Here is a 22,195-nt window from a genome sequence, read left to right as displayed (position 1 = left end):
TGTCCCCCGCCTACTTGCACTCGTCGCTCACGACCTCTCCCCCACTCAGGACGGTGCAGACGTGCGTGGTGTACTCGAACGGGTCGCCGTCGAAGAGCGCGAGGTCGGCGCGCTGCCCCGGAGCCACGGTCCCGACGTTGTCCAACCCGAGGATCTCGGCCGCCTCGCGGGTGATGCTGGCCAGGGCCGCCTCGCGGGGCAGGCCGTGGGCCATCGCGATGGCCGCCTCGTAAAGCGCGATGCGCGTTTTCGGCACGTAGGGCTCCCAGCCGGTCTGGATGGCAACGGGGACGCCCGCGTCGTGCAGGACGCCCGCCGTGGTGAAGGCGGCGTTCTGCGTGGTGCCCGAGGGGCGGGCCATGGTCGGGTGCAGAATGACGGGGACGTCGGCCTCCGCGATCTCCTCGGTCATCAGGTACGCCTCCGCCGCCCCGTCCAGAATCAGGTCAAACCCGAACTCCTCCTGCAGGCGCAGGGCCGTCTGGATGTCGTGGGCCCGGTGGGCCGTAATGAGGGCCGGCACCTCGCCGCGCAGCACATCCTGCAGGACGTCCTGCCCCAGATCCCCTCCCTCCGGTTCGCCCCCGTCCATCGCGGCCTGCGCGTCGTGCAGGGCCTGCCGGAGCATCGCGACGCCCTTGGCCCGGGTCCCCGGACTCTCGAAGCGGGCCTGCGCGTCGGGCCCTAGCGTGAAGGCGACCGTGGTGATCGAATCGCGCAGGGAGGCCTCGACCGTCGTGCCGGCGGTCGAGAACGTGGCCGTCTGCCCGCTGATGAGGGCGCCCGGCGCGTGGCCGGTGTGGACGGTGGTGAAGCCCAGCTGCTGGACGAAGGACACGAGCTGCTCCCGTGGGTTGTACGCGTCGAGGGCCCGGAGCGCAGGCTGCATGGGCTCGGAGGTGTCGAGCTGGTCCTGGTCGGCAGGCACGTTGTAGATGCCCGACAGGCCCACCGTGCCCCGCGGGTCGATCAGGCCCGGGGTGACGACGGACGCCTTGTGCACCTCGGCGGACGCCGGCACGTCGACCTCCGAGGTGGGCCCGACGGCCGCGATCGTTTCGTTTTCGATGAGCACCACTCCATTTTCGATGGGGTCGCCGGTCATGGTGTACAGGGTGTCCGCCCGCACGGCCCGCTGCGGCTGGGCGGAGGCCGTGGGCAGGCCGCCCCACAGCAGGAGCGCGGCGAGCAGAACGGATAGGCAGCGGGGGCGAAGACGCGACGTCGACATGGCAGAACGCTCAGTTGAGAGACGGAAGCAGACGGACAAGAGGGAGGATGCGAGACAGGCGTTACTCATGGACGTGCTGAGCCGCCCCGTCGTAGACCCGGTACCCGCCGGTGGCAAACTCGCGGTCATCGGGGTCGGACCGGTCAAAGACCGGCGTGCCCTCGACCCAGGTCTGTTCGATCTTGGTGTACACGCTAAGCGGGTCGCCGGACAGAACGATGAAGTCGGCGTCCTTGCCTTCCTCCAGTGATCCCACCTCGTCCTCCAGCCCCAGCATGCGCGCCCCCGCCAGGGTCACCGATTCGAGCGCCGCCGCCCGCGACATGCCCGCCCGCACCCCGAAGGCCGGGGACCGGAGGAACAGCCGGGAGTCGGTGATGGGGTCGTCGGTGTGGTAGGCCACGTCTACGCCCGCCTCCTCGAGCACACGCCCCGTGCGGTACACGAGCTCATCGGCCTCGTGCTTGCCGCCTGGGGAGTCGAGCACGATAATGGAGGCCGGCACGTCGGCTTCGGCAATCTCGTCGGCCACCTTCCATCCTTCACTGACGTGGTGCAGCACGAGGTCGAAGCCGAACTCTTCACTCAGCCGGATCGCGGTGAGAATGTCGTCGTGCCGGTGCGTGTGAAAGTGCACCGTCCGCCGCCCCTCCAGCACGTCGATCAGGCCCTCCATGCGAAGGTTTCGGTCCGGGGCCTCGGACGGATCGTCGGCCTGTTCTTTCTTGCGCTGGTATTCCTGCGCCGCCACGAACTGCTCGCGGGCCATGGCCGCGGCCCGGGCCCGGGTGCCGGGGAAGGCCCCGCTTGCCCGCTGGGGGTTCGTGCCGTTGGCCATCTTCATGCCGCCGCAGTCCTCGACCGGTTTCTCCTCACAGGCCGACAGTTCGGACACCGTGCCCCCCTCACGCAACTTGAGGTAGGTGGTCTGGCCGCTCATCAGGTGGCCGGAGCCCGAGATCAGCTGGACGGTCGTGATGCCGCCGGCGCGGGCCCGGTTCAACGACGGGTGGCGCACGTTGATGGCATCGATGGTGCGGGCGTCCGGATGCATCGCCGCGGACCCATCCCCGCCGCCCACTTCCCCGATGTGGGAATGCGTGTCCACGAGGCCGGGCATGATCTCCTTCCCCGCCACGTCGTGCTCCACCGCCCCCGCCGGCACGTCGACCGACCCGGCCGGCCCGACGGCCTGAATTGTGCCCCCCTCCACCACCAAGACGCCCTGCTCGATGGGCTCTTCACTGATCGGGTAAAGGGTGGCGTTTCGGAAGACGTGAGGCCGGTCTTGAGCCTGGGCGGGCGCGCAAAGGTACAGTCCCGCGAGGCTCAGGAGGAGAAGGGCAGTCCGCATGCGAAACAGAGGACGGTTCGAAAAAGACAAGTTGCGCTGGATTTATAAAACGTATGACGTGCCCTTCGCACTCGCAAGCGAGCCAAAGACGGCGCGGCAGTCTGGGGAGAAGAGCATGCATCCGCCCCTTCTATCTTTCTTTTTGGAAAAGCCCTCCAAGTTTAAACCGAACCGGACGCCGAGCGCTTGGGCTGAGGGGGAAGGCGTCGAAGGTTGTGAATCACCGCACGAGCGGCTTCTCCGTCTCTCTGGAGGACACCGAAGCTACTTTGGTGGCGTGCACGCGTCGATGAGAGCTTTTAGGCTCTGTCTGAGAATTATCGCCTCAGATACTCGCCGATGAAGGCCCACTGGAGCATCGCCCGGTAGTGGCTGGCTTTCTTCTCATATCGGGTTGCGATTCGCCTTCGCTCCTTCAGACGGCCCACCAGGCGCTCGACAACATTCCGGCGTTCATATTTTTGCTCATCGCAAGTTGGGGGACGTCCGGGCCCGGTATGCATTCCCTTTCGGGCCGGAATTACCGATTCGATATTCCGCTTCCAGCACCACTTTCGGTTTTCTTTCGAGTCGTAGGCTCGGTCCCTTTAGGCCGCCTCAGGCCGTTTTCTGGGCCGCCCGGTGGGCCGAGGCACCCGAACTTGGTCCATCACGTCGGTGAAAAAAGCTGATTCGTGGCGCTGCCCCGCCGTGAGAAGAGCACCCATCGGAAGTCCGTTGCCATCGGTAACAAGATGGATTTTGGTGGAGAACCCTCCCCGACCGTATCCGAGAGCAGGGCTTACTCCCTCGTCTTCTCGGGCGGCTCGGTCCCCTTTTTATCGTCGGTCGGTCCTCCAGCCGCAGAGCGGCTCGCCCGTATCGTGGTGCTGTCCACGTTGAACTGCTCCCAGTCGATATGGCCTTCAGCGTCAAGTTCTCCCTGGAGCTTCTCGACAATCGACTGTAGAGTGCCATCTTCGGCCCATCGTCGGAATCGGTCGTAGACGGTTTTCCATGACCCATAACGCTCCGGAAGATCCCGCCAAGGCGCCCCCGAACGGAGCACCCAGAAGATGCCATTCACGACCTTCCGATGATCCTCGTAAGGCCGACCTCTTCCGTCGACTTCAGGAAGCGCCTCTTCGATCCGTTCGAATTGCTCGTCGGTCAGTTCGTAGCGACGACGTCGGGCCATAGCTTCAGATCAGAACAGCTCCACTTGCGACTCGGTTGCTTGATACCGGCTTTTTGTCAGACAGTGCCTAGATCATAACGCGATATTGGGTCAGACAGACGACGAGGCACCCGTACTCAACCAATGACAGACCCCGTCGCCGCGATCGTCTTCAAGAATTACGGTCGGCATCGTCTTCGGAGCAGGGAGATACAGCAAGCACGAAGTTTTGATTGAGCAGCATCGACTGGATGGCATGGATCCGTGCCTGTGCCCTGCGGGGTGACGCGGTTCGGGCCCTCTCCTATTGCCGAGACAGGTCCCATTTTCTCTCGCTGAGAGCTTCCTTCGCCAAGTGACCCTTTCGCTAAGTGCCGAACAGTTTACCTCCTAACGCCCTAGCGTAAATGTCTCGTCCCTCCGTTGCTTTTACGTGGCAACGTGCACTTCGTAGCATCACGGCACGACGCCACCTCGCGCTCGCCCTGATCACCTGTGGTGTTCTCGCGGCGCTTCCCCCAAGCGCGGCCTACGCACAAGACGCAACGTCCCCGTGCACCGACACCGTATCGGCCGCGGAGGAGGCGTACTTGAACCGCAACTACCAGGAGGCAGTCACACTCGCCTCTCAGTGCACAGACCGGTCGGCCTTCGAAGACGAGATCGTGATCCAGGCGTATCGGCTCATCACGCTGGCGTCACTGCGACAGGGCGCCCTCGTGCAGGCCCGTTCCGCGGTCACCAATATCCTCCACATCGATCCCGAGTACACGGCCGATCCGGTCAACGACCCGCCCGCCTACGACCTGTTTATTTCTCTGGTGCGGCAAGAAGAAGATACCGAAGGTACAGCAGACGCGGAGACGGAGACAGAAGAGCCTTCTCCTGCTCCCCCGCGACGCAACGAGGGCGGGCCCTTTCTTAAACTCATTGGGGTCGGACTCTCGGATTACACCGGCGACCTTCCGATTGGAAACACCGGTCATCCCTTTGACTTCCAGGAAATAAGCACCGGATCTGGGGCCCCGTACCTCTTCACGGCCGAGATCGGCTACGAATTCCCTTCAAACCTAGCCCTCGTGCTCGGTGTTCAGACCGGCAACTACCCAATTGTTGGACACTCGACGGGGAGTAACGACATCTCGGACTCTTGGCGACACACGCCGCAACTTCTGGTTCGCTATACGTTTGGGGCTGCGGGCGAGTCGGTTGCGGCATACCTGGACGCAGGCGCTAACGTTACCTTTGGGGGCGAGGGCATTGCCAGTCCGGGGTTTGGCCCCTCCGTGGGCGGCGGGATCGACATTCCACTGAGCAGCACGTGGTCCTTCTTCGTGGAATCCCGCTTCAATTTCACTCTTCCGGACAACGCCATCGACGGCACAAGTTATCCCGAGGACGTTCAAGTAGAACGCTCGCCCAAGGGAAGCATCACCGGCCCCTTCGACTCGGTGAATCAACTTCTCGGGATTGGCCTCCGCATTCGGTTCGGCGGCGCGGCCGCGCAGGAGTAGCGCGCCCCGTCCTGCGGGCCTGCACTAGTCTTCCCCCAGCGCCGCGGTCACCTCGTCGGCCGCCTCCTTCAGCAGGACCGCCGACCGGAGCGACAGGTCACTCTCGTCGAGCAGGCGCTTGCCCTCCTCGGCGTTGGTGCCCTGCAGGCGGACGATCAGCGGCACGTCGATGTCGATGTTCTTGGCCGCCTCGATGACGCCCTGGGCCACGCGGTCGCACCGCACGATGCCGCCGAAGATGTTGAGGAGCAGGGCCTCCACGTTCGGGTCCTCCAGAATGATGCGGAAGCCCGCCTCCACCGTCTCGGCACTTGCCGCCCCGCCCACGTCGAGGAAGTTTGCAGGCTCCCCGCCCGCCAGCTTGATGATGTCCATCGTCGCCATGGCGAGGCCGGCGCCGTTGACCATGCAGCCCACGTTGCCGTCGAGCGTGATGTAGCTCAGGCCGTGCTCGCCGGCCTTCACCTCCGTCGGGTCCTCTTCGTGGAGGTCGCGCATCTCTTCCAGGTCCGGGTGGCGGAAGAGCGCGTTGTCGTCGAGGTTCACCTTCGCGTCGACGGCCTCGATGTCGCCGCCGGGCGTCTGCACGAGCGGGTTGATCTCGGCGAGCGTGCAGTCGTTCTCTTCGAACGCTTCGTACAGGCCCTGAATCGACGCGACGGCCTGCTTGAAGGCATCGCCCTCCAGCCCCATGGCGAACGCGAGCTGGCGGGTCTGGAACGGCCGCAGGCCAATCGACGGGTCCACCCACACCCGCTGAATCTTCTCGGGGGACTCCTCCGCGACCGTCTCGATGTCGACGCCGCCCTCGGTCGACACCATGATGGCGTTCATGCTCGTCTCCCGGTCCAGGGTGACGCCCAGGTAGTACTCCTGATCGATGTCGACGCCCTCGGTTACGAGAATCTTGCGGACCGTCTGGCCCTCCGGGCCGGTCTGGTGGGTCACCAGGTCCATGCCCAAGATGTTGTCGGCGTGCTCGCGGACCTCCTCGACGCTGTGGGCGAGCTTGACGCCGCCCCCCTTGCCGCGCCCGCCGGCATGGATCTGCGCCTTCACGATAAACAGGGTGGCGTCGTTCTCCTCCTCCAGCCGGCGCGCCGCGTCGACGGCCGCGTCGACCGTCTCGGCCACGATGCCGTCCGGAACCGATACGCCGTAGTCGCGAAAGAGACCTTTTGCTTGGTATTCGTGGAGCTTCATGGAGTGGGGCGGATTGGATGAACGTCAGATTTGCTGGCAAGTAAACGGTCGGGGAGGACAAGGTCTAGCAGGCTGCTCATTTTTGCGGGGTGTTCGCAAGCGGTCCCGTCCGCCCCGCCTTCTTCCCTCACGCCCCCCCGCCGCCATGTCGACCTTCGAACGGCACATCATCAAGCGGCTGCTGAAGGGCTTCGTGCTGTTCGTGGGGGCCCTCCTCGTCTTCTTCATCGTGCTGCACTGGGTCGAGTACAGCGACGACTTCCTCGACGGCGGGGCCACCATTTGGGAGGTGTTTACGGTCTTCTACCCCAACTACGTCCCGGAAATCATCCGGCTCACCTCCCCGCTGGCGCTGTTTCTGTCCTGCATCTACCTGACCGGCACCCTCGCGCAGGAGCTCCAGCTCGTGGCCCTGCAGACCTCCGGGGTGTCCCTCTACCAGCTCATGCGGCCGTACCTGGGGGTGGGACTGCTCGTCACCGTCTTCATGTTCGGGTTCAACGGGTGGGTGGTGCCCAAGACAAATGAGGTGGTGGTGCGCTACGAGAACGAATACCTGCCCGGCAACCAAAAGAGCGTCCAGACGAGCGAGATTCACCGCCGAAACGGCCCCAATAGCATCCTCTCGGTGGGCTACTACGACGCGGACCGCGAGCGGGCCCACACCGTCTCCCTCCAGCAGCTGGCGGGGGACGCCCGCCTGGCCCGCCGCGTCGACGCCAACCGGATGGAATGGGACGACTCCCTCGAGGTGTGGAGGCTGGACGACGTAACACGCCGCACGTTCGTGAAGGGCGAGACGCAGCGCAAACGCACCATCGCCTCGCTGGACACGACCCTTCAGGTCTACCCCCGCGACCTCGCCCGTTCAAAAAATGACGTGGCGGCCATGACCATTCCGGCGGCCGCGGAGTACCTGGCGGCCCTGCGCCGGTCCGGCGTTGGGGGGCTCACGCGGCCGCTGGTCGCCTACTACAATAAGTTCGCGTACCCCTTCGCCAACCTACTGTTGGTTCTGATTGGGGTGCCCATCGCCTCCACCCGCCGCCGCGGCGGGCAGGCTGTTCGGTTCGCCATCGGGCTGCTCATCGCCTTCGTCTACCTTTCCGTTCAGAAGCTCGCGGAGCCGCTCGGGTACGCCGGCACCCTCAGCCCGGCCTGGACCGCCTGGCTTCCCCACCTCACGTTCGCCGTGGTGGCCCTGCTCGTGCTCTGGTGGGCCCGCAAATAGCGGCTCCGGTCCAGGCGTGCGTCGTCCGCCCCGAAACCGTTGCCCGTCGTGTTATTTTTACGAGTGGCGGCGGAGTCTCACCTATGGACTTCCCTGCCCTCGTTCTCACCCCCCGTCCGCTCACCTGCTTTCCTTCCTATGCCTATGTGGCACGACAGCGTCCTCGGCACGATCGGAGACACGCCCCTGGTTCGGCTGAATGAAATTGGCAGTGACCTCCCGCCTACGATTCTCGCGAAGGTGGAGTTTTTCAACCCGGGGGGCTCGGTGAAGGACCGGATTGGGCGTGCGCTGATTGAGGAGGCCGAAAAGGAGGGGCGCATCGAACCGGGCGGCACCATCATCGAAGGGACCAGCGGCAACACGGGCGCGGGGCTCGCCATCACCGCCATCGCCAAGGGGTACCGGTGCATTTTCACCACCACGGACAAGCAGAGCCAGGAGAAGGTCGACGTGCTCCGGGGCCTGGGCGCCGAGGTGCTGGTGTGCCCCACCAACGTGGAGCCGGACGATCCCCGCAGCTACTACTCGGTCGCCCGCCGCCTGTCCGAAGAGATCCCCAATTCGATCTACCTGAACCAGTACGACAACCCCGCCAACGCAAAGGCCCACTACGAGACGACGGGGCCGGAGCTGTGGGAGCAGACGGAGGGCCAAATCACGCACTTTGTGGCGGGGGCCGGAACAGGGGGCACCATCAGCGGCACGGCGAACTACCTGAAGGAGCAGGACGACGACATTAGCGTGATTGGGGTGGATCCCTGTGGGTCGGTCTTTCACAAGTACTTCCACGAGGGTGTCTTCGACGAGGACGAGATCTATCCCTACTTCACCGAGGGGGTGGGGGAGGACATTCTTCCCGACAACATGGACTTCGACATCGTCGACGACTTCGTGGAGGTCAACGACAAGGCGTCCATGCAGATGACGCGCCGGCTGGCGCGGGAGGAGGGCCTCTTCATCGGACAATCCTGCGGGTTGGCCGTTGCCGGCACCCTCCAGTGGGTGAAAGCCCATCGCGACGAGCTCACGCCGGACGACGTGGTGGTCGTCCTGCTTCCGGATTCGGGCTTCCGCTACCTGTCGAAGACCTACAACGACGACTGGATGCAGAACCACGGCTTCCTGGAGAAGAGCCCCGACGTAACGGCCGACAAGGTCCTCAACGTGCAGCAGGAAGAGACGGACGTGATCGCCGCCGCGCCGGACGACAACCTCGGCAACGTCATCGAAACCATGACCGACCAGGGCATCTCACAGATGCCCGTCCTGGACGCGGACCAGGAGGTTGTCGGCAGCATTACCGAAACACGCGTCCTCAACGAGCTCATCGAAGACCCGGAGTCCCGCAAAGCCCCCGTTCGTGAAATCATGGGCACGCCGTTTCCGGTGGTTCCTGCCTCCCTACACCTCGAGCACCTCTCCGCCTACCTAGAAGAAGACGCGGGCGCCGTGCTGGTCGATCACGGCCCGGAGAGCCAAGGCAGCTACTCGATTCTGACCAAGAGCGACCTAATCAGCGCGCTCGCCGATGTGGGGCAGAGCAACGGCAACGGGGCCGCGTAGCGACGCTCGAATTCGCCTCTCCCCTTCTCCCGCACCGCCTCCGCCCTTCGATGTCTGACGTCGAGTCGCCGCCTCAGTCGTCCCGGGAGATTGCCGAGGCGTTTTCCGCCCCTCCCCCCGACGACGCCCCCGACCAGACGGTCCGCACGAGCCGTCTGCGCATGCCGGACTTCGACGGCCTCCGGGACGGTCCGGAGGAGCTTCCCCTCGACGTGGACGAGGAGATGGCCGAGGGCACCTACGCAAATTCGGTCCTGGTCCGGTCGTCGCCCGAGGAGGTCGTGGTGGACTTCGTTCGGATCGTCCCCGGGACGGTGCAGGCCCGCCTGAAAAGCCGGGTCATCGTGCCGCCCCAGAACGCCGAACGCCTTCTCGACGCCTTGGAGGAGCACCTCAACACGGAGCCCTCCCCCGACAGGGAGCCCCTCCCCGATGCGCCCGACCGGCCGGACGAGCACGACTCACCGTCCGCCGATTCTCCGATGACGGAACGCGACCTCGACCCAGACTCGCTGCCCTCGGGCAACGGCCATCCCTCGCCCGGCGAGAATGCGTCTGGTCCGGTTCCCACCGTAGAGCCCGAACTGCTCACCGCCACCTTCTCCCTGTCGGGCGACGCGCGATACTGCAACGACCCGTGGACCTCCATCCTCGGCACCCCCGATCGCCCCTGGGCCCGCCTGTCCGACGAGGACCAGGAGGTGGCCGAGTCCGCGGTGCTCCGGGCCCGAAAGGGGGCCCTCGTCACCAACCGGCTCGTGTCCGCCCAAACCCATCACCGCGAGGAGCCCCTTCCCGTCCTGCTCAACTTCATTCCCGTGCACGACGACGCCTCCGGGGGGGACAGCCCCCGTGCCGTCACGGCGAGCGGGGAGGTGCTGGCCGAGCCGCCGTCCTGGATGCTGAGTCAGACCCAGCGGCACCGCATGGAAACCCTCGGCCGCATGACGATGGGCGTGGCCCACGACCTGAACAACCTGCTGAGCGGCCTGATCGGCCACATTGAACTTCTCAAGGACCAGGTGGAGCGCGCCTCGCTGACCGATTCGATCCGCCCCTCCATCGAAACCATCGAGACGACGGCGGAGGACGGCGCGGCCCTTATCGAGAAGCTCCAGCGCTACATCCGTCACGACACGCAGCAGCACTTCGAGCCCCTGAGCCTGACGGACCTGATCGAGGACTGCATTACCCTCACCGAGCCGTACTGGTACAACGAGCCCCGCCGCCAGGGCATCGAAATTTCGGTCGAGACCGACCTGGCGGACGTCCCGGACGTTCTGGGGGCCGCGTCCGAGTTGCGCGAGGTGTTCGTCAACCTCGTCCTGAATGCCGTCCAGGCCATGCCGGAGGGCGGCACGCTCCGCTTCGACACCTACACGGACCGGGCCGGGCAGGTCTGCGTGGACGTCGGCGATACGGGCATCGGCATGAGCGACGAGGTGCAGCAGAACATCTTCGAGCCCCTCTTCACCACGAAGGGCGACGACGGCACCGGCATGGGCCTCGCGGCCAGCTACGGCATCGTGCAGGAGCACGAGGGCACCATCGACGTGTCGTCCGAGCCCGGCGAGGGCACGCGGTTTACCCTCACCTTCCCGCCCGCCGAGGGCGATCCGGCGCCCGCCGCCGAGGATCCCGTGGACGAGCCGTCGGACGAGCCGGCAGCGCCCGAGGGGGTGTCCATCCTCGTGGTGGACGACGAGGAGATGGTCCGTTCCACCGTCACGCGCCTCCTCACGCTCAGCGGCCACGAGGTGGATCGGGCCGCATCGGGGGCGAAGGCACTGGAGATGTTCTCCGCCGGCGCGTACGACATCGTGTTTACCGATTTCGGCATGCCCGAGATGACGGGGGCGGAGTTGGCCCACGCCCTGAAGGACGAGGCCCCCGCCCTTCCCGTGGTGCTGTTGACCGGCTACACCGAGACCGAATCTGCCCACGACGAGGTGGACGGCATTCTCTCCAAGCCCTTCAAGCGCGACGAGCTCGACACCGCCATCCAGAAGCACGTCTTCTCGTCGTCCTGACCAGCCCGCTTGCTGCTGCCGGACGCGAGACAGGCCTGCTGGTGCGTCCGCAGCGACCGTGGAAGGGCGGACTGAGGCCATCGAGATGCCCTCTGTCAGTGCGGCCCGGCCTTCAGCGGAAGCGGACGGGGGGTGGGCCCGGCTCTCCACCGAAGGGAGAAGTGCCGAAAAGAGAAGTGGACGTGGGCCCGTTACGCTTCAGGCTCGGCATCCCGGCGCGGGGTTTCCTCGATCACACGGGCCTCCTCGATGTTCGGGTCAAGCTCACGGTCGAACGCCTTCTTGGACTCGGCGGCGATACTCGAGACCCGGTCGGCGGTCGCCTCCACCAGGTTGGCCGTCAGGCGAAGCACAGTGCCCCCCGCATAGACCGTCTTCCCGAGCCAGTTCAGGTTGTGGGGTTCGCGGCGCTCCGAAGAACGTTCCTGGGACATGTGTCGGGGCGTGTCGATGGAAAAGGCGTCTGCTGCCACGGGCCCTCTGCCCGGGGCTAGGCGTCCGCGTCGGCGGACGCCCCTCCGTCCTTCGGGGCCTGTCGCTGGGCCGTTTCCGGCTCCGCGGCGCCCGGTCCGGCGGGCCGAGACGCGCACGACGACCGATGCGGACGCCGAACAGCGTCCTCGAGTCCATCGGCAAGCGCCTTCCCCGCCTGCTCAATGCCCTTCGCCAGGGCCGAGGCAGAGGCCTCAATGAGGAACTGAGCCTGCTGCTCCACCTCGAGCTCGTCGAAGCGGCGGCGGGTCTGCTCGTAGTCGTCATCGGTCGGCATGGGAACGAACTGTTGGGCGCGAGGCCTCGTTTGGAAGACAGCATTTACACGGAAGTGCCGAGTGTCGGCGTCACGCTGACGTGCAGCAGGAACAGATGGTTTCCCGATCAAACGTTCAGGTATGACCTCTCCCCCCCCGACGGACACGTCCGATGGCCCCCTTCTCGAAGGGGTCGTGACGAGCTCGACCGGCAGCTGGTACGACGTGCAGGTCGGGGACCGGACCATTCCCTCGCGCATGCGGGGCAAGTTTCGGCTGACCCGACAGGACGTCACCAACCCGATTGCCGTCGGGGATCGAGTAACGCTCCGGGTGGCCGACGAGGACCAGACCGGCTTCATCACGGACATCCACGAGCGGACGAACAAGCTGAGCCGGCGGGCCGCGGGGCCGCGGGAGGGTCAGGAGCACGTCCTCGTGGCCAACGTCGATCGCATCTGGAGCGTGCAGGCCGTGCGGCGGCCCGCCCTCAACCCGCGGTTCCTCGACCGCCTGCTCGTCGGGGCGGCCGCGCAGGACGTCCCGGCGGGCCTGATCATCAACAAGATCGACCTCATGACGCAGGACGACCTGCCGGACGTCATGGACCTGCACCTGCGGTACGCCGACCTTGGTTATCCGGTGCTTGCGACGAGCGCCACGGAGGAACTCGGGCTCGACCGGCTCCGCGACGCCTTCGACGGGCAGGTCAACGCCATCACTGGCCCCTCCGGCGCCGGCAAGTCCACCCTCCTCAACGCCCTGGAGCCGGACCTGGAGCTGCGAACGGGCTCCGTGAGCTCCACCACCGAGAAGGGCACCCACACCACCACCCATGCCGAGCTGCATGCCCTCTCGGACGACAGCTACGTGGTGGACACCCCCGGCGTTCGCGAGTTTGGGGTGCGCGACGTGCACCCGAAGGACCTGGCCCACTACTTTCCCGACCTATCCCCCTACGTCAACGCCTGTCAGTTTCCGGATTGCACGCACGACCATGAGCCCAATTGCGCCGTGAAGGCCGCCGTGGAGCGGGGCGACGTCCACGCGGAGCGGCACGAGAGCTACCTGGCCATCCTGGAGTCGCTCCGGGAAGAGCAGGCGCCGGAGTATTGATGCGTGCTGCGTGAAACGTGATGCGTGGTGGTGCGTGGTCTTGGGTTCTCCCGTGTCCCACATGCACCCCACGATCTACTCCCGCACCTTCTGGGTGGCCTCGTCCCCCTTCTCCGCCAGCAGGTCGAGGGCGTCGTCCATCGTCACGTCGTCGATCGACTGGTCGTCCTTGAGGGACGCGTTGGTGCCGTCGTGCTTCACGTACGGCCCGTAGCGGCCATTCCATACCTCCACCGGCTCGTCCGATCCGGGGTGCGGGCCGAGGACCCGATCCGGCTCGTTGCGTGCCTCCTTGCGCCGAATCAGCTCTAGGGCGCGCTCCAGCCCCACCTCCAGCACATCGTCGCCCTTCTGCAGCGACGCGAAGGTGCCCTCGTGCCGCACGTACGGCCCGTAGCGGCCGATGTCGGCTTCAATCTCCTTCCCGGTGTCCGGGTGCTCGCCGAGGGTACGGGGCAGGTCGACGATCCGGACGCCAAGGTCGAAATCAACGTCCTCGGGCTCCACGTCCGGCGGGAGCGAGACGCGCTTCGGGTCGTCCTCCTCTTCGTCGTCGCCGAGCTGGACGTACGGGCCGTAGGGGCCGGACTTGAGCAGCACCGGGAGGCTGGCCTCCGGGTGGATGCCAAGCACGCGGTCGCCCCGGTTGGCCTCCTCCAGAATCTCGCGCAGGCGCTCCTCCGTGGTGTCGCCGGGCGCCAGGTCGTCGGGGATCGAGGCCGTGACGGTGGCCCCGTCCATTTCGCCCTCGACGTAGGCGCCGTACTTGCCCACGCGCACCACGTACTCGCCCCACTGGTCGGGGAACGACATCTCGCTGATCTGCTTGGGGTCGATGTCGTCGAGCCCCTGCTCCACGCGCGTCTCAACGCCCTCCTCTCCTTTGTAGAAGTCCCTTAGGTACGGCGTCGGGTCCTTCCGCCCCCGGGCGATGTCGTCGAGCACGTCCTCCATCTCCGCCGTAAAGTGGACGTCCACCAGCGGCTCAAACTGGGTCTCCATCAGGTTATTCGTGGCGAAGGCCGTGAAGGTGGGCACGAGCGCGCTGCCCTTCTTCCGCACGTAGCCGCGCTGCTGAATGGTGCCGATGATGGAGGCGTACGTGGAGGGGCGGCCGATGCCCTCCTCCTCGAGGGTCTCGACGAGGGAGGCCTCCGTGTAGCGGGACGGCGGCTTCGTCTCGTGCCCGAGCGGCTCGACCGACCGGACCTGGAATCCATCGTCGTCGGCCGACTGCGCCGCGGTCTCCCCCACCTCGAGCGGCGGCAGGGGGCGCTCCTGGTCCCGCAGGGCCGCCTCCGGGTCCTCGCTCCCCTCCACCAGCACGCGGAAGAAGCCGGGAAAGTCGAGCCGCTTGCCGGAGGCGCGGAAGCGGGCCACGTCCCCGTCCACCTCGGCGTCGAAATACACATTCGTGTAGCGGACCTTGGCGTCCGCCGTCTGGGTGGCCAGCATCCGCTTCCAGATCAGGTCGTAGAGCGCCGCCTCGATGCCACTCAGCCCGAGTTCGTCCTTGGTTTTCATCTCCGACCCGGCCGGCCGGATGGCCTCGTGCGCCTCCTGGGCGCTGTCCGAGGAGCTGTACTGGCGCACCCCGTCGCTCAGGTACTCGTCGCCGTACCGCTGGGCGACGGTGCGCCGGGCCCCCTCCACCGCCTCGGACGACAGGTTCGTCGAGTCGGTCCGCATGTAGGTGATGTAGCCGTTCTCGTAGAGCGACTGCGCGACGCTCATCGTCCGGCTCGAGGAGAGGTTGAGCTTCCGGTTGGCCTCCTGCTGGAGGGTGGACGTGATGAACGGCGGGAACGGCGACTTCGTGCGCGTCCGCTCTTTGATGTCGTCGATGCGCCACCTCGTCTCCGGGAGCCCCTCGGCAAGGGCTGTGGCCTGCTCCTCGTCGAGCAGGACCACGTCCTCCCCTTCGGTCAGCGACTCTTTGAGCCGCCCGGTGTCCTCGTCGAAGTCCTTGCCGGACGCGAGCCGCACCTCGTTCAGGTGCGTCATCTCGGCCTCCACCCCAATACCCTGCTTGGCCAGCTGCGCGTCGAGGTCCCAGTAGGTGGCCGGCACGAACGTGATGCGCTCCCGCTCCTTCTGCACCAGCAGCCGCACCGCCACGCTCTGCACGCGGCCCGCCGAGAGCTTCGGCTTAATCTTGCGCCAGAGCAGCGGCGAGATCGAATACCCCACGAGCCGGTCTAGGATGCGACGCGTCTGCTGCGCCTCGACGAGGTGCTGGTCGATGTCGCGCGTGTCGTCCAGGGCCCGCTGGATGGCGTCCTCCGTAATCTCGTGGAAAACCATCCGCTCGACCGGCACGTCGGGATCGAGGGTGTGGATGAGGTGCCATCCGATCGACTCGCCCTCCCGATCCTCGTCCGTCGCGATGTAGAGCCGGTCCGCGTCCGACACGGCCTGTTTCAGGTCCCGGACGACCTCCTTTTTGTCCGGCGGCACCACGTAGAGCGGCTCGAACCCATTGGTCACCTTCACCCCGAGCCGCGACCAGTCTTCGTCCTTGTACTCCGAGGGAATTTGGTCCGCCGACGCGGGAAGGTCCCGAATGTGTCCCATGCTCGCCTCGACGCGATACCCGGTTTCCGGAAGAAATTCTCGGATGGTCCGGGCCTTGGTCGGGGACTCAACGACAACCAAACGCTTCATAGAAACTAGAATATTCGGAGGTGACAAAGAGGCAGGCGGTCGACGGCGAGATGACACGGCGACCCGTTGGGAAAAGAGCGCCGGTAGATCACGCTCGCTACGGGACGGTCGTTCCGAGGGACTTTGTGATCGATGTGTTTTGAATCCGGCACGGCGACCCGGATGAGCCCCCTCGGCCGGGTCGTTGTGTCCCCACACGGCCCCCACGCACACAAAAAGCCCGGTGCCGGACAGGCCGACACCGGGCTCGTGCGTGTGTTCGTCCCCACGGATGCGGGCACGCGGGGGTGGGCTAGGCGGTTTCGCCGTTCGGACGCCCGTGCTCCAGGCTGTCTTCACCCAGGAAGTGATCGAGGTGGTGGGCCCGATCCTCAACCTTGGTCAGTGCCTTCTTGAGCGTGCGCTCGGTCCCCGGGTCTCCGAGGTCCTGCGCCTCCGAGATAACCTCCCGCAGGATCTCGGCGAGGGTGCGCTCCGCGTCCAGGTCGTGCTGGAGCATCTGTCGGACGCGATAGGTGCCTTCCGGCTCGTGCTCCACGTGGGACAGCTCCGCCTGCGCGTCCGGCGCACTGGTCGGGATGCCGCCCAGGGCCGTGATGCGCTCGGCCACACGGTCGAGGTACTTGTGGACCTCCTCATAATTCTCCTCGAGGAAGAGGTGGAGGTCGTTAAACTGCGGTCCCTCAACGAGCCAGTGGTGCTTCTGGTACTGGTGGTACAGGGTCCAGAGCGTGCACTGGATCTCGTCGAGCTTCGGGATCAACTGCTCGACAACCTCCTCGTCCAGCCCGATTGGGTTGTCCTCGATCATCTGCTGCGGGCGCCAGGGCTCGCCGTGTGCAGTGTCGGTCGTTTGCGTCTTGGTCGTAGGCATATGGGTCAGGATATTGGTTTATTCAGCGGATGCGGTGTCGGAGTGTCGTGTCGGGGCCGTCACTCCATCACCAATGCCCCGTGACAGACTGACGGCTGGCCTCATCTCAGAGGGCAAATCCGGCCGTTCCATAGCACTATAGTAATGCACAAATCCGGTGCCAGACCCGACCGGTGTGTCGTCCGTTGCGTCGTTGTAACGGCCCCCATCGGCGTCGGCGTTCGTCATCGCGCGGGCGGGCCGCTTTCCTACGTGAAGGCGTTCAGTCCCGTGACGTCCTCCCCCACGATGAGGGTGTGTACCTCGTGGGTGCCTTCGTAGGTGACCACGCTCTCCAGGTTGTTCATGTGGCGCATCACCGGATACATGCTCGTGACGCCGTTCCCCCCCAGCACCTGCCGGGCCGACCGGGCCACGTCCAGGGCGGTCTGGCAGTTGTTGCGCTTGGCGAGGGAGACCTGTTGCGGGCGCATCGTGCCGGCCTCCTTGAGCGTGCCCAGGCGCCAGTTCAAGAGCTGCGCCTTCGTGATCTCCTGCACCATGTCGACGAGGCGCTCCTGCATGAGCTGGAACCGGCCGATGGGCCCCCCAAACTGTTCGCGGTTCTGCGCATGCTGCCGGGCCGTATCGAAGCAGGCCATGGCCGCCCCGATGGTGCCCCAACAGATGCCGTACCGGGCTTGGGTCAGGCACGAGAGGGGGCCCTTCAACCCCGACACCTCCGGCAGGCGGGCCGCATCCGGAACGCGCACGTCATCGAGCACCACCTCACTCGTCACCGCCGCCCGTAGCGACCATGAATCGTCGATGGGGGGCGTCTCGACGCCGTCGCGGTCCGTCTCCACCAGAAAGCCGCGCACCGTGTCGTCCTCGTCTTTCGCCCAAATTACGGCGACGTCGGCGATGGTGGCGTTGGTGGACCACCGCTTGTGTCCGTCGATCACCCAGCCGTCTCCGTCGCGCCGGGCGCGGGTCTTCATCTCGGCGGGGTTGGAGCCGACGTCCGGTTCCGTAAGCCCGAAGCAGCCAATGGCCTCGCCATTCGCCAGGGCCGGCAGCCAGCGCTCCCTCTGCGCATCGCTGCCGTACTGCCAAATGGGGTACATCACCAGGGCACCCGTGACCGAACAGAACGACCGGAGGCCGGAGTCGCCCCGCTCCAGTTCCTGCATGATCAGGCCGTAGGCGATGTTGCTGTGCCCCTCGCCGCCGTACTCGGGGGGAAGCGTGGAGCCCAAGAGGCCGTGCTCGGCGAATGTCGAAATCAGGTGACGGGGAAACTCGCCGCGCTGGGCGTACTTCTCAATGATGGGCATCACCTCCTCCGTCACGACGGTTCGCACGTCGTCCCGGACGTGCCTGGCCTCCTCGGACAAAAGCGCTTCGAGGTCGTAAAAGTCGGGCGGATCGAAGGCGGTCGGGTCCCACGTCTCGGAGGTGGACACGTCGGGGGCAGACGGCGCCGTCTTAGGATCGGGCGGAGCGGGCTGAGGCATGACTGTCGCGTCGAAAGATGAGAGAACGGCGAATACACGCGGAGGAAGGGCGGCACGCGGCCGGCCGCGTGCCGTTCCTATTGATCATCGCCTCACGGAAACGTACGTTCCGAAAGGCAGTCGAGAGGATCTCGGCAGTCTCTGTCCCTTCGGACTGGTACGTGCTACGACGCACCCTTCTCCTTGATTCCACCCCCTCGTTCTTCCATGCGACGCCTCTCGTGTCTCCTGCTCTTTCTCGGGCTCACGCTCTCTCTGGCCCCGGCACAGGCCCAGGACGACCGCCCCTCTCGGTTCGGACTCGGCATCCAGATGCTCGGAAGTACGGCCAGCGGCAACGTGGGCCCCGGCCTTCACTTTCGGGCGTCCACGCCCCTGAACTCCGATGTATCACTGGCGCTGGGATCCGGCCTGACGGGCTTTATCTTTCGGGGGCGCGACCAGGCGGCCTTCGCCCTCGACCCGCAGGTGTCGGCCATCGTATCGTTCTCCACCGCTCGCGCCCAAAACATGTACGTGCACGCTGGGGCGGGCGCCTACGTCCCGTTCGGCGACACGAACACCGAGAGCGGCCCGACCTTCAACCTGGGCGTCGGCCGGGCGTGGCTGCTCGACGAAAGCTCGCTGTTCGTCGAGTTCAACCCTGGGTTCCTCGTCGGCCAGGAGTCGACCACCCTGGTCCTCCCGATTCGGGTTGGGGTCATCCTCTGATTGGTCTCTGATTGGTGCGCCTCGACCCCGACCAGGCCTGCCGCCCGGATGTTGGGCTCAGCCGCCCGACCGGGAGTCGGAAGGTGCCGCGGCGTCGTCCTCCGACGCCGGTGGGGGGTCGGGCGCTGCCCTCGCCCCCAGTGCCTGGTCCTCAATCCCGTTTGCGGCCTCGTTCAGAAGGTGATCGAGCGATCGCAGGTCGCCCTCGGGCCCTTCGGTCCCGGCCTCGTCCCCCAGCGCGCCGTACAGGTGAACCCATCGCTCAAACCGGTCGCCGAGCTTCATCACGGCGTAGAGCGTGGAGCTCCCAAAGACGAAGTCCAGAACGGCCGCGCCGAACGATAGGGGCATCAGGGCCACGTCTTTGAACCCTTCAAGCCACAGCTTGGCCTGAAAGATCACCACGTCCCGGACGACCTCGGACCGGGACGGCTCGTCCGGCGGGGCGGGCGATTCGGACATGGGATGTGCAAGGAGGGTCCATCGGACACTACGAGACGATGGAATAACGGCCTCTCCCCGAGGAAGTTACGACCCCGCACCGCGACGGGGGTTACAGCACCCGCCGGAGAATGGACTGCAGGCGCTCGTGGTCGTCGTCCAGAAGCCGGCTTAGGGCACGTCCGGCCCGCACGACCGGTTCGCGGCCGCCCTCCTCCCCGCCGTGGGCCGCGTGGATGCCGCGGAGCACCGCCACGAGAAGGTCGTCGACGGGCACGTCCGGGTCCGGGTGCTCGACGAGGGTACGGAGAAAATCGTAGGGCGCCGCGAAGGCCCGAACCTCCGGGTCCGTGCAGGGCGTGACGAAGTCGTGGATGTCCGGGGGCTGTGGCGGGAGGGTCTGCCGGATGTCCCCGTCGGGCCCCCGGCAGGCCAGCATCTGGGCGCGGACGGTGGTGCGGAGCAGCTCATCGACCATCGGCATCTCCTGGGCCCGCTCTTCGGGCGAGAGGCCGAGCGCTACGGCCTGCCGGTTCGTGTCGTAGCTTCCCGTCTCCACGTGGCTTACCAGCCCGTAGAGCGTCGGCGCCCCGTCCGGCTCCACCCGCACCCAGGCCCCAAAGTCCGGCGCGTCGGCCTCCTCGTATACCTCGGCCACAAATTGTCGGGTCGTGGCCTCAATCACTTCTCCCACCGCGGCGGTCTCGTCGGCCATCGTGTGCGCACAGTTATTCCAAAAACCAGAAGCGCCTGCGTCTCAGGCGTATGTATTTCCCAGGGCAGGGTTGCGGCTCGTTCCTCGCGCGGTTCATTCCTCCCGCGTCTTCGCGTCCCTCCAGAGCCGACGCAGCTCCGCGAGGTCCGCCTCGTCGATGGACGTCCCCTGTCCCGACAGACGCGACTCCACGTCCTGAAAGCGTCGGGTGAACCGATCGGTGGTTTCCCGCAGGGCGTTCTCCGGCGTCACGTCCGTGTACCGCGCGTAGTTCACCAGGGCGAACAGCAGGTCGCCAAACTCGTCCTGCCGCCGTTCCGGGGACCGGTCGTCCGCCACGGCCTCCCGAAACTCCCCCAACTCCTCCTGGACCTTGTCCCAGGCCTCGTCTCGGTCCGGAAACTCGAACCCCACGCCCGCTGCCTTTTCCTGCACCCGCTGGGCCCGCAGCAAAGCCGGTAGTTGGGCCGGCACCCCATCGAGCACCGAGGCCTCCTCCGCCTCGCCGTTCTTCTCCCGCTGCTTGATCTCCTCCCAGGAGGCCGCCACCGCATCCGCGTCGCCCGTCGCCGCGTCCCCGAAGACATGCGGGTGGCGCCGGACAAGCTTATCCGTTTCTGCCTCAATCACGTCCGCGAGCGTGAATCGCCCGCCCTCCTCCGCAATAACGGCGTGAAAGAGCACGTGCAGAAGCACGTCGCCCAGCTCCTCCGCCAGTTCGTCCCAGTCTCCATGGTCGATGGCCGCCACCACCTCGTAGGCCTCCTCAATAAGCAGGTGCTTTACCGACTCGTGGGTCTGCTCCCGGTCCCACGGGCAGTCGCGCCGCAGCTGTTTAACGATGGCCGCCAGGTCCGCGTACGCCTCCAGCCGCTCGGCGGGCTCGGCGAACTGAGATTCGTAGATCTTGCCGGCAGGGGACGCGTCTGGGTCGGGCATGGATGCAAGCGGTGCCGAAGGGTTGCTGCAACAGCAATTGGTTCTAGAATCCCTACCGGCGGAAGCGCCGCGTGTTTGTGTGTCGGGTCGGCGGCCTCCTCCCCCGCGGGAACATCGCCAGCAACGTTGCGTCGAAATAGATGCGCAAATGCACAGTCCAAGGCATGTGGACTGCTCTGCGCACCGCTCTTTCACATATGGGGATGACACGGCTTCGACGTGTAGTAAGCGTGCAGCAGACTGACCTGCCGAGCAGCCTGATTCGCTTCGTAAAACCTGTCAGGAACTGTAACTGCGGACGATTATTCGTACGCGATGGCGGCGTAACAGCCCCCATCTGTCTCGCGTCGCTCCTGGCCCTTGGGGAGCGTGAGACATCGACAAAAAGGGTGTAGCCGCCGCGTTCTCCGACTGCGGATGCGCCGGTGAAATCTAATCAGTCTCAGCGCCGCCCTGGCCTTGTGAATGGGCAGACGGGCGACGTGAACCGCCAATGCATTCACTATGCAGGTAGAGGTTTGCCTGTGCGGCTACACGGACCCGGGTTCGACTCCCGGCATCTCCACAACGCTCTCTCCCTAAACCCCGTAGGCCCAACGGCTTACGGGGTTTTCTTTTTGGCTTGGGTGCATTTTTGGGTGCATTCGTAGACATCCTCGAATATGGCATTAATACTTCTGGCTTTTCTAGTCTGCTACCTTCTCTGAAGTGCGAGGCGAACTGGCGGGACCTGTTGAGCACCGGGAAGCCTCAGAATGACATCCCGACCAACGCCAGGCCGAAGCATAGTCTGTGATCATGGGTGCTGACGCAGGAGGTATTCCAAGAGATGCCAACAGTCGGTATGCCCCACTTCTCTACTTCCCGGAAGCATTTCTTTTCAATGCCTACTCCGACCCGACCTCCTCCTGGAAGCCTTCTCGGTGATTGATCTGATATTGTCCACCATGGGACAACTCGGATAGAGGGTTAGTTGGCCTTTTCTTCCTCCTCCTTCTTCTCACCTCCAAAGCCGAGCTTCTCAGTTTGATAGCGGATGCCACCCCTGGTAACACAGATCAGGGATTGAGGTGTGGATTCAGTGCGCCTCACCTTTTTCTCTTGCTTCGAAGCACACCGGTAGCACGCACGAAAAACCCCCTCTCAGCGGTGTAAAACGGACAAATCCACTTCTAACCGCTGGTACTTTCCCTCTTACTTGCTGT

General features: G+C 65.5%; 17 protein-coding genes, 1 other RNA gene and 1 pseudogene. 7 read left to right on the top strand and 12 right to left on the bottom strand.

The window, feature by feature from the left end; genetic code table 11:
• Nucleotides 1-10: 10 nt before the first annotated feature.
• The 3 genes and pseudogenes from SRU_RS06025 to SRU_RS06015 form a co-directional block, all read right to left on the bottom strand.
• On the bottom strand, nucleotides 11-1,231 hold the full coding sequence (locus tag SRU_RS06025; protein ID WP_237701991.1) for an amidohydrolase family protein: 1,221 nt from the start codon (nucleotides 1,229-1,231) through the stop codon (nucleotides 11-13).
• A 61-nt stretch (nucleotides 1,232-1,292) separates the two neighbouring features.
• Nucleotides 1,293-2,585, bottom strand: coding sequence for an amidohydrolase family protein (locus SRU_RS06020; protein WP_011403883.1), 1,293 nt, complete (start codon nucleotides 2,583-2,585; stop codon nucleotides 1,293-1,295).
• A gap of 317 nt (nucleotides 2,586-2,902) precedes the next feature.
• Nucleotides 2,903-3,762: pseudogene (locus SRU_RS06015) on the bottom strand (IS5 family transposase).
• A 386-nt stretch (nucleotides 3,763-4,148) separates the two neighbouring features.
• Between SRU_RS06015 and SRU_RS06010 the strand changes: the two are divergent.
• A complete protein-coding gene (locus tag SRU_RS06010; protein ID WP_112903701.1) occupies nucleotides 4,149-5,255 on the top strand; it encodes a hypothetical protein in 1,107 nt (368 codons plus the stop codon).
• Nucleotides 5,256-5,279: 24 nt separating this feature from the next.
• On the opposite strand, the gene sucC is transcribed toward SRU_RS06010, so the two are convergent.
• Complete coding sequence (gene sucC, locus SRU_RS06005; protein ID WP_011403880.1) at nucleotides 5,280-6,458, bottom strand: ADP-forming succinate--CoA ligase subunit beta; 1,179 nt, start codon at nucleotides 6,456-6,458, stop codon at nucleotides 5,280-5,282.
• Nucleotides 6,459-6,603: 145 nt separating this feature from the next.
• Between sucC and SRU_RS06000 the strand changes: the two genes are divergently transcribed.
• From SRU_RS06000 to SRU_RS05990, 3 genes are all read left to right on the top strand, one after another.
• Entirely contained in the window at nucleotides 6,604-7,689 is a 1,086-nt protein-coding gene (locus SRU_RS06000; protein ID WP_103016141.1) for an LptF/LptG family permease, read from the top strand.
• 144 nt (nucleotides 7,690-7,833) lie between these two features.
• Entirely contained in the window at nucleotides 7,834-9,255 is a 1,422-nt protein-coding gene (locus SRU_RS05995; protein ID WP_112903699.1) for a cystathionine beta-synthase, read from the top strand.
• A gap of 50 nt (nucleotides 9,256-9,305) precedes the next feature.
• Nucleotides 9,306-11,285, top strand: a complete 1,980-nt coding sequence (locus tag SRU_RS05990) for a DUF3467 domain-containing protein (protein WP_112903697.1) — start codon at nucleotides 9,306-9,308, stop codon at nucleotides 11,283-11,285.
• Nucleotides 11,286-11,476: 191 nt separating this feature from the next.
• On the opposite strand, the gene SRU_RS05985 is transcribed toward SRU_RS05990, so the two are convergent.
• Both SRU_RS05985 and SRU_RS05980 read right to left on the bottom strand, forming a co-directional pair.
• A complete protein-coding gene (locus SRU_RS05985) occupies nucleotides 11,477-11,719 on the bottom strand; it encodes a hypothetical protein (protein WP_103016138.1) in 243 nt (80 codons plus the stop codon).
• A gap of 56 nt (nucleotides 11,720-11,775) precedes the next feature.
• Nucleotides 11,776-12,054, bottom strand: a complete 279-nt coding sequence (locus SRU_RS05980) for a hypothetical protein (protein ID WP_112903695.1) — start codon at nucleotides 12,052-12,054, stop codon at nucleotides 11,776-11,778.
• 121 nt (nucleotides 12,055-12,175) lie between these two features.
• Here SRU_RS05980 and rsgA point away from each other — a divergent pair, with 121 nt between their 5' ends.
• Nucleotides 12,176-13,150, top strand: coding sequence for a ribosome small subunit-dependent GTPase A (rsgA, locus tag SRU_RS05975; RefSeq protein WP_011403874.1), 975 nt, complete (start codon nucleotides 12,176-12,178; stop codon nucleotides 13,148-13,150).
• 75 nt (nucleotides 13,151-13,225) lie between these two features.
• On the opposite strand, the gene topA is transcribed toward rsgA, so the two are convergent.
• The 3 genes from topA to SRU_RS05960 form a co-directional block, all read right to left on the bottom strand.
• Nucleotides 13,226-15,814, bottom strand: coding sequence for a type I DNA topoisomerase (topA, locus tag SRU_RS05970; protein WP_011403873.1), 2,589 nt, complete (start codon nucleotides 15,812-15,814; stop codon nucleotides 13,226-13,228).
• Nucleotides 15,815-16,106: 292 nt separating this feature from the next.
• Nucleotides 16,107-16,688 carry a DNA starvation/stationary phase protection protein DpsA gene (dpsA, locus tag SRU_RS05965; RefSeq protein ID WP_112903693.1) on the bottom strand — a complete coding sequence of 194 codons (582 nt, stop codon included), beginning with the start codon at nucleotides 16,686-16,688 and terminating at the stop codon, nucleotides 16,107-16,109.
• A 248-nt stretch (nucleotides 16,689-16,936) separates the two neighbouring features.
• Nucleotides 16,937-18,184, bottom strand: coding sequence for an acyl-CoA dehydrogenase family protein (locus SRU_RS05960; RefSeq protein ID WP_202795398.1), 1,248 nt, complete (start codon nucleotides 18,182-18,184; stop codon nucleotides 16,937-16,939).
• A 207-nt stretch (nucleotides 18,185-18,391) separates the two neighbouring features.
• On the opposite strand from SRU_RS05960, the gene SRU_RS05955 reads away from it, so the two are divergent.
• Nucleotides 18,392-18,895 (top strand): hypothetical protein, encoded by a 504-nt coding sequence (locus SRU_RS05955; RefSeq protein ID WP_013061647.1) that lies wholly within the window; start codon nucleotides 18,392-18,394, stop codon nucleotides 18,893-18,895.
• 57 nt (nucleotides 18,896-18,952) lie between these two features.
• On the opposite strand, the gene SRU_RS05950 is transcribed toward SRU_RS05955, so the two are convergent.
• From SRU_RS05950 to mazG, 3 genes are all read right to left on the bottom strand, one after another.
• Entirely contained in the window at nucleotides 18,953-19,357 is a 405-nt protein-coding gene (locus SRU_RS05950; RefSeq protein WP_011403869.1) for a hypothetical protein, read from the bottom strand.
• Between the two features lie 91 nt (nucleotides 19,358-19,448).
• Entirely contained in the window at nucleotides 19,449-20,051 is a 603-nt protein-coding gene (locus SRU_RS05945; RefSeq protein ID WP_011403868.1) for a hypothetical protein, read from the bottom strand.
• Between the two features lie 93 nt (nucleotides 20,052-20,144).
• Nucleotides 20,145-20,990: a nucleoside triphosphate pyrophosphohydrolase gene (gene mazG, locus SRU_RS05940; RefSeq protein WP_011403867.1), complete on the bottom strand. Its 846-nt coding sequence runs from the start codon at nucleotides 20,988-20,990 to the stop codon at nucleotides 20,145-20,147.
• A gap of 199 nt (nucleotides 20,991-21,189) precedes the next feature.
• Here mazG and ssrA point away from each other — a divergent pair.
• Nucleotides 21,190-21,558: a transfer-messenger RNA gene (ssrA, locus tag SRU_RS05935) on the top strand.
• The last annotated feature ends 637 nt before the right edge of the window (nucleotides 21,559-22,195 follow it).

This window comes from Salinibacter ruber DSM 13855, assembly GCF_000013045.1.
GTDB classification, from domain to species: Bacteria; Bacteroidota; Rhodothermia; order Rhodothermales; family Salinibacteraceae; genus Salinibacter; species Salinibacter ruber.
Note: the sequence above shows the minus strand (reverse complement) of the source record. Positions and strands in the feature narration are given on the sequence as shown.

Excerpts from the sequence above, each read along its gene's own strand:
- SRU_RS05950 (WP_011403869.1), bottom strand. The coding sequence starts at position 19,357 with ATGTCCGAATCGCCCGCCCCGCCGGACGAGCCGTCCCGGTCCGAGGTC.
- SRU_RS05955 (WP_013061647.1), top strand. The coding sequence starts at position 18,392 with ATGCGACGCCTCTCGTGTCTCCTGCTCTTTCTCGGGCTCACGCTCTCT.
- rsgA (WP_011403874.1), top strand. The coding sequence starts at position 12,176 with ATGACCTCTCCCCCCCCGACGGACACGTCCGATGGCCCCCTTCTCGAA.
- SRU_RS05945 (WP_011403868.1), bottom strand. The coding sequence starts at position 20,051 with ATGGCCGACGAGACCGCCGCGGTGGGAGAAGTGATTGAGGCCACGACC.
- SRU_RS06025 (WP_237701991.1), bottom strand. The coding sequence starts at position 1,231 with ATGTCGACGTCGCGTCTTCGCCCCCGCTGCCTATCCGTTCTGCTCGCC.
- SRU_RS05990 (WP_112903697.1), top strand. The coding sequence starts at position 9,306 with ATGTCTGACGTCGAGTCGCCGCCTCAGTCGTCCCGGGAGATTGCCGAG.
- SRU_RS05960 (WP_202795398.1), bottom strand. The coding sequence starts at position 18,184 with ATGCCTCAGCCCGCTCCGCCCGATCCTAAGACGGCGCCGTCTGCCCCC.
- SRU_RS06000 (WP_103016141.1), top strand. The coding sequence starts at position 6,604 with ATGTCGACCTTCGAACGGCACATCATCAAGCGGCTGCTGAAGGGCTTC.
- SRU_RS05995 (WP_112903699.1), top strand. The coding sequence starts at position 7,834 with ATGTGGCACGACAGCGTCCTCGGCACGATCGGAGACACGCCCCTGGTT.
- mazG (WP_011403867.1), bottom strand. The coding sequence starts at position 20,990 with ATGCCCGACCCAGACGCGTCCCCTGCCGGCAAGATCTACGAATCTCAG.
- SRU_RS05985 (WP_103016138.1), bottom strand. The coding sequence starts at position 11,719 with ATGTCCCAGGAACGTTCTTCGGAGCGCCGCGAACCCCACAACCTGAAC.
- topA (WP_011403873.1), bottom strand. The coding sequence starts at position 15,814 with ATGAAGCGTTTGGTTGTCGTTGAGTCCCCGACCAAGGCCCGGACCATC.
- sucC (WP_011403880.1), bottom strand. The coding sequence starts at position 6,458 with ATGAAGCTCCACGAATACCAAGCAAAAGGTCTCTTTCGCGACTACGGC.
- SRU_RS06010 (WP_112903701.1), top strand. The coding sequence starts at position 4,149 with ATGTCTCGTCCCTCCGTTGCTTTTACGTGGCAACGTGCACTTCGTAGC.
- dpsA (WP_112903693.1), bottom strand. The coding sequence starts at position 16,688 with ATGCCTACGACCAAGACGCAAACGACCGACACTGCACACGGCGAGCCC.
- SRU_RS06020 (WP_011403883.1), bottom strand. The coding sequence starts at position 2,585 with ATGCGGACTGCCCTTCTCCTCCTGAGCCTCGCGGGACTGTACCTTTGC.
- SRU_RS05980 (WP_112903695.1), bottom strand. The coding sequence starts at position 12,054 with ATGCCGACCGATGACGACTACGAGCAGACCCGCCGCCGCTTCGACGAG.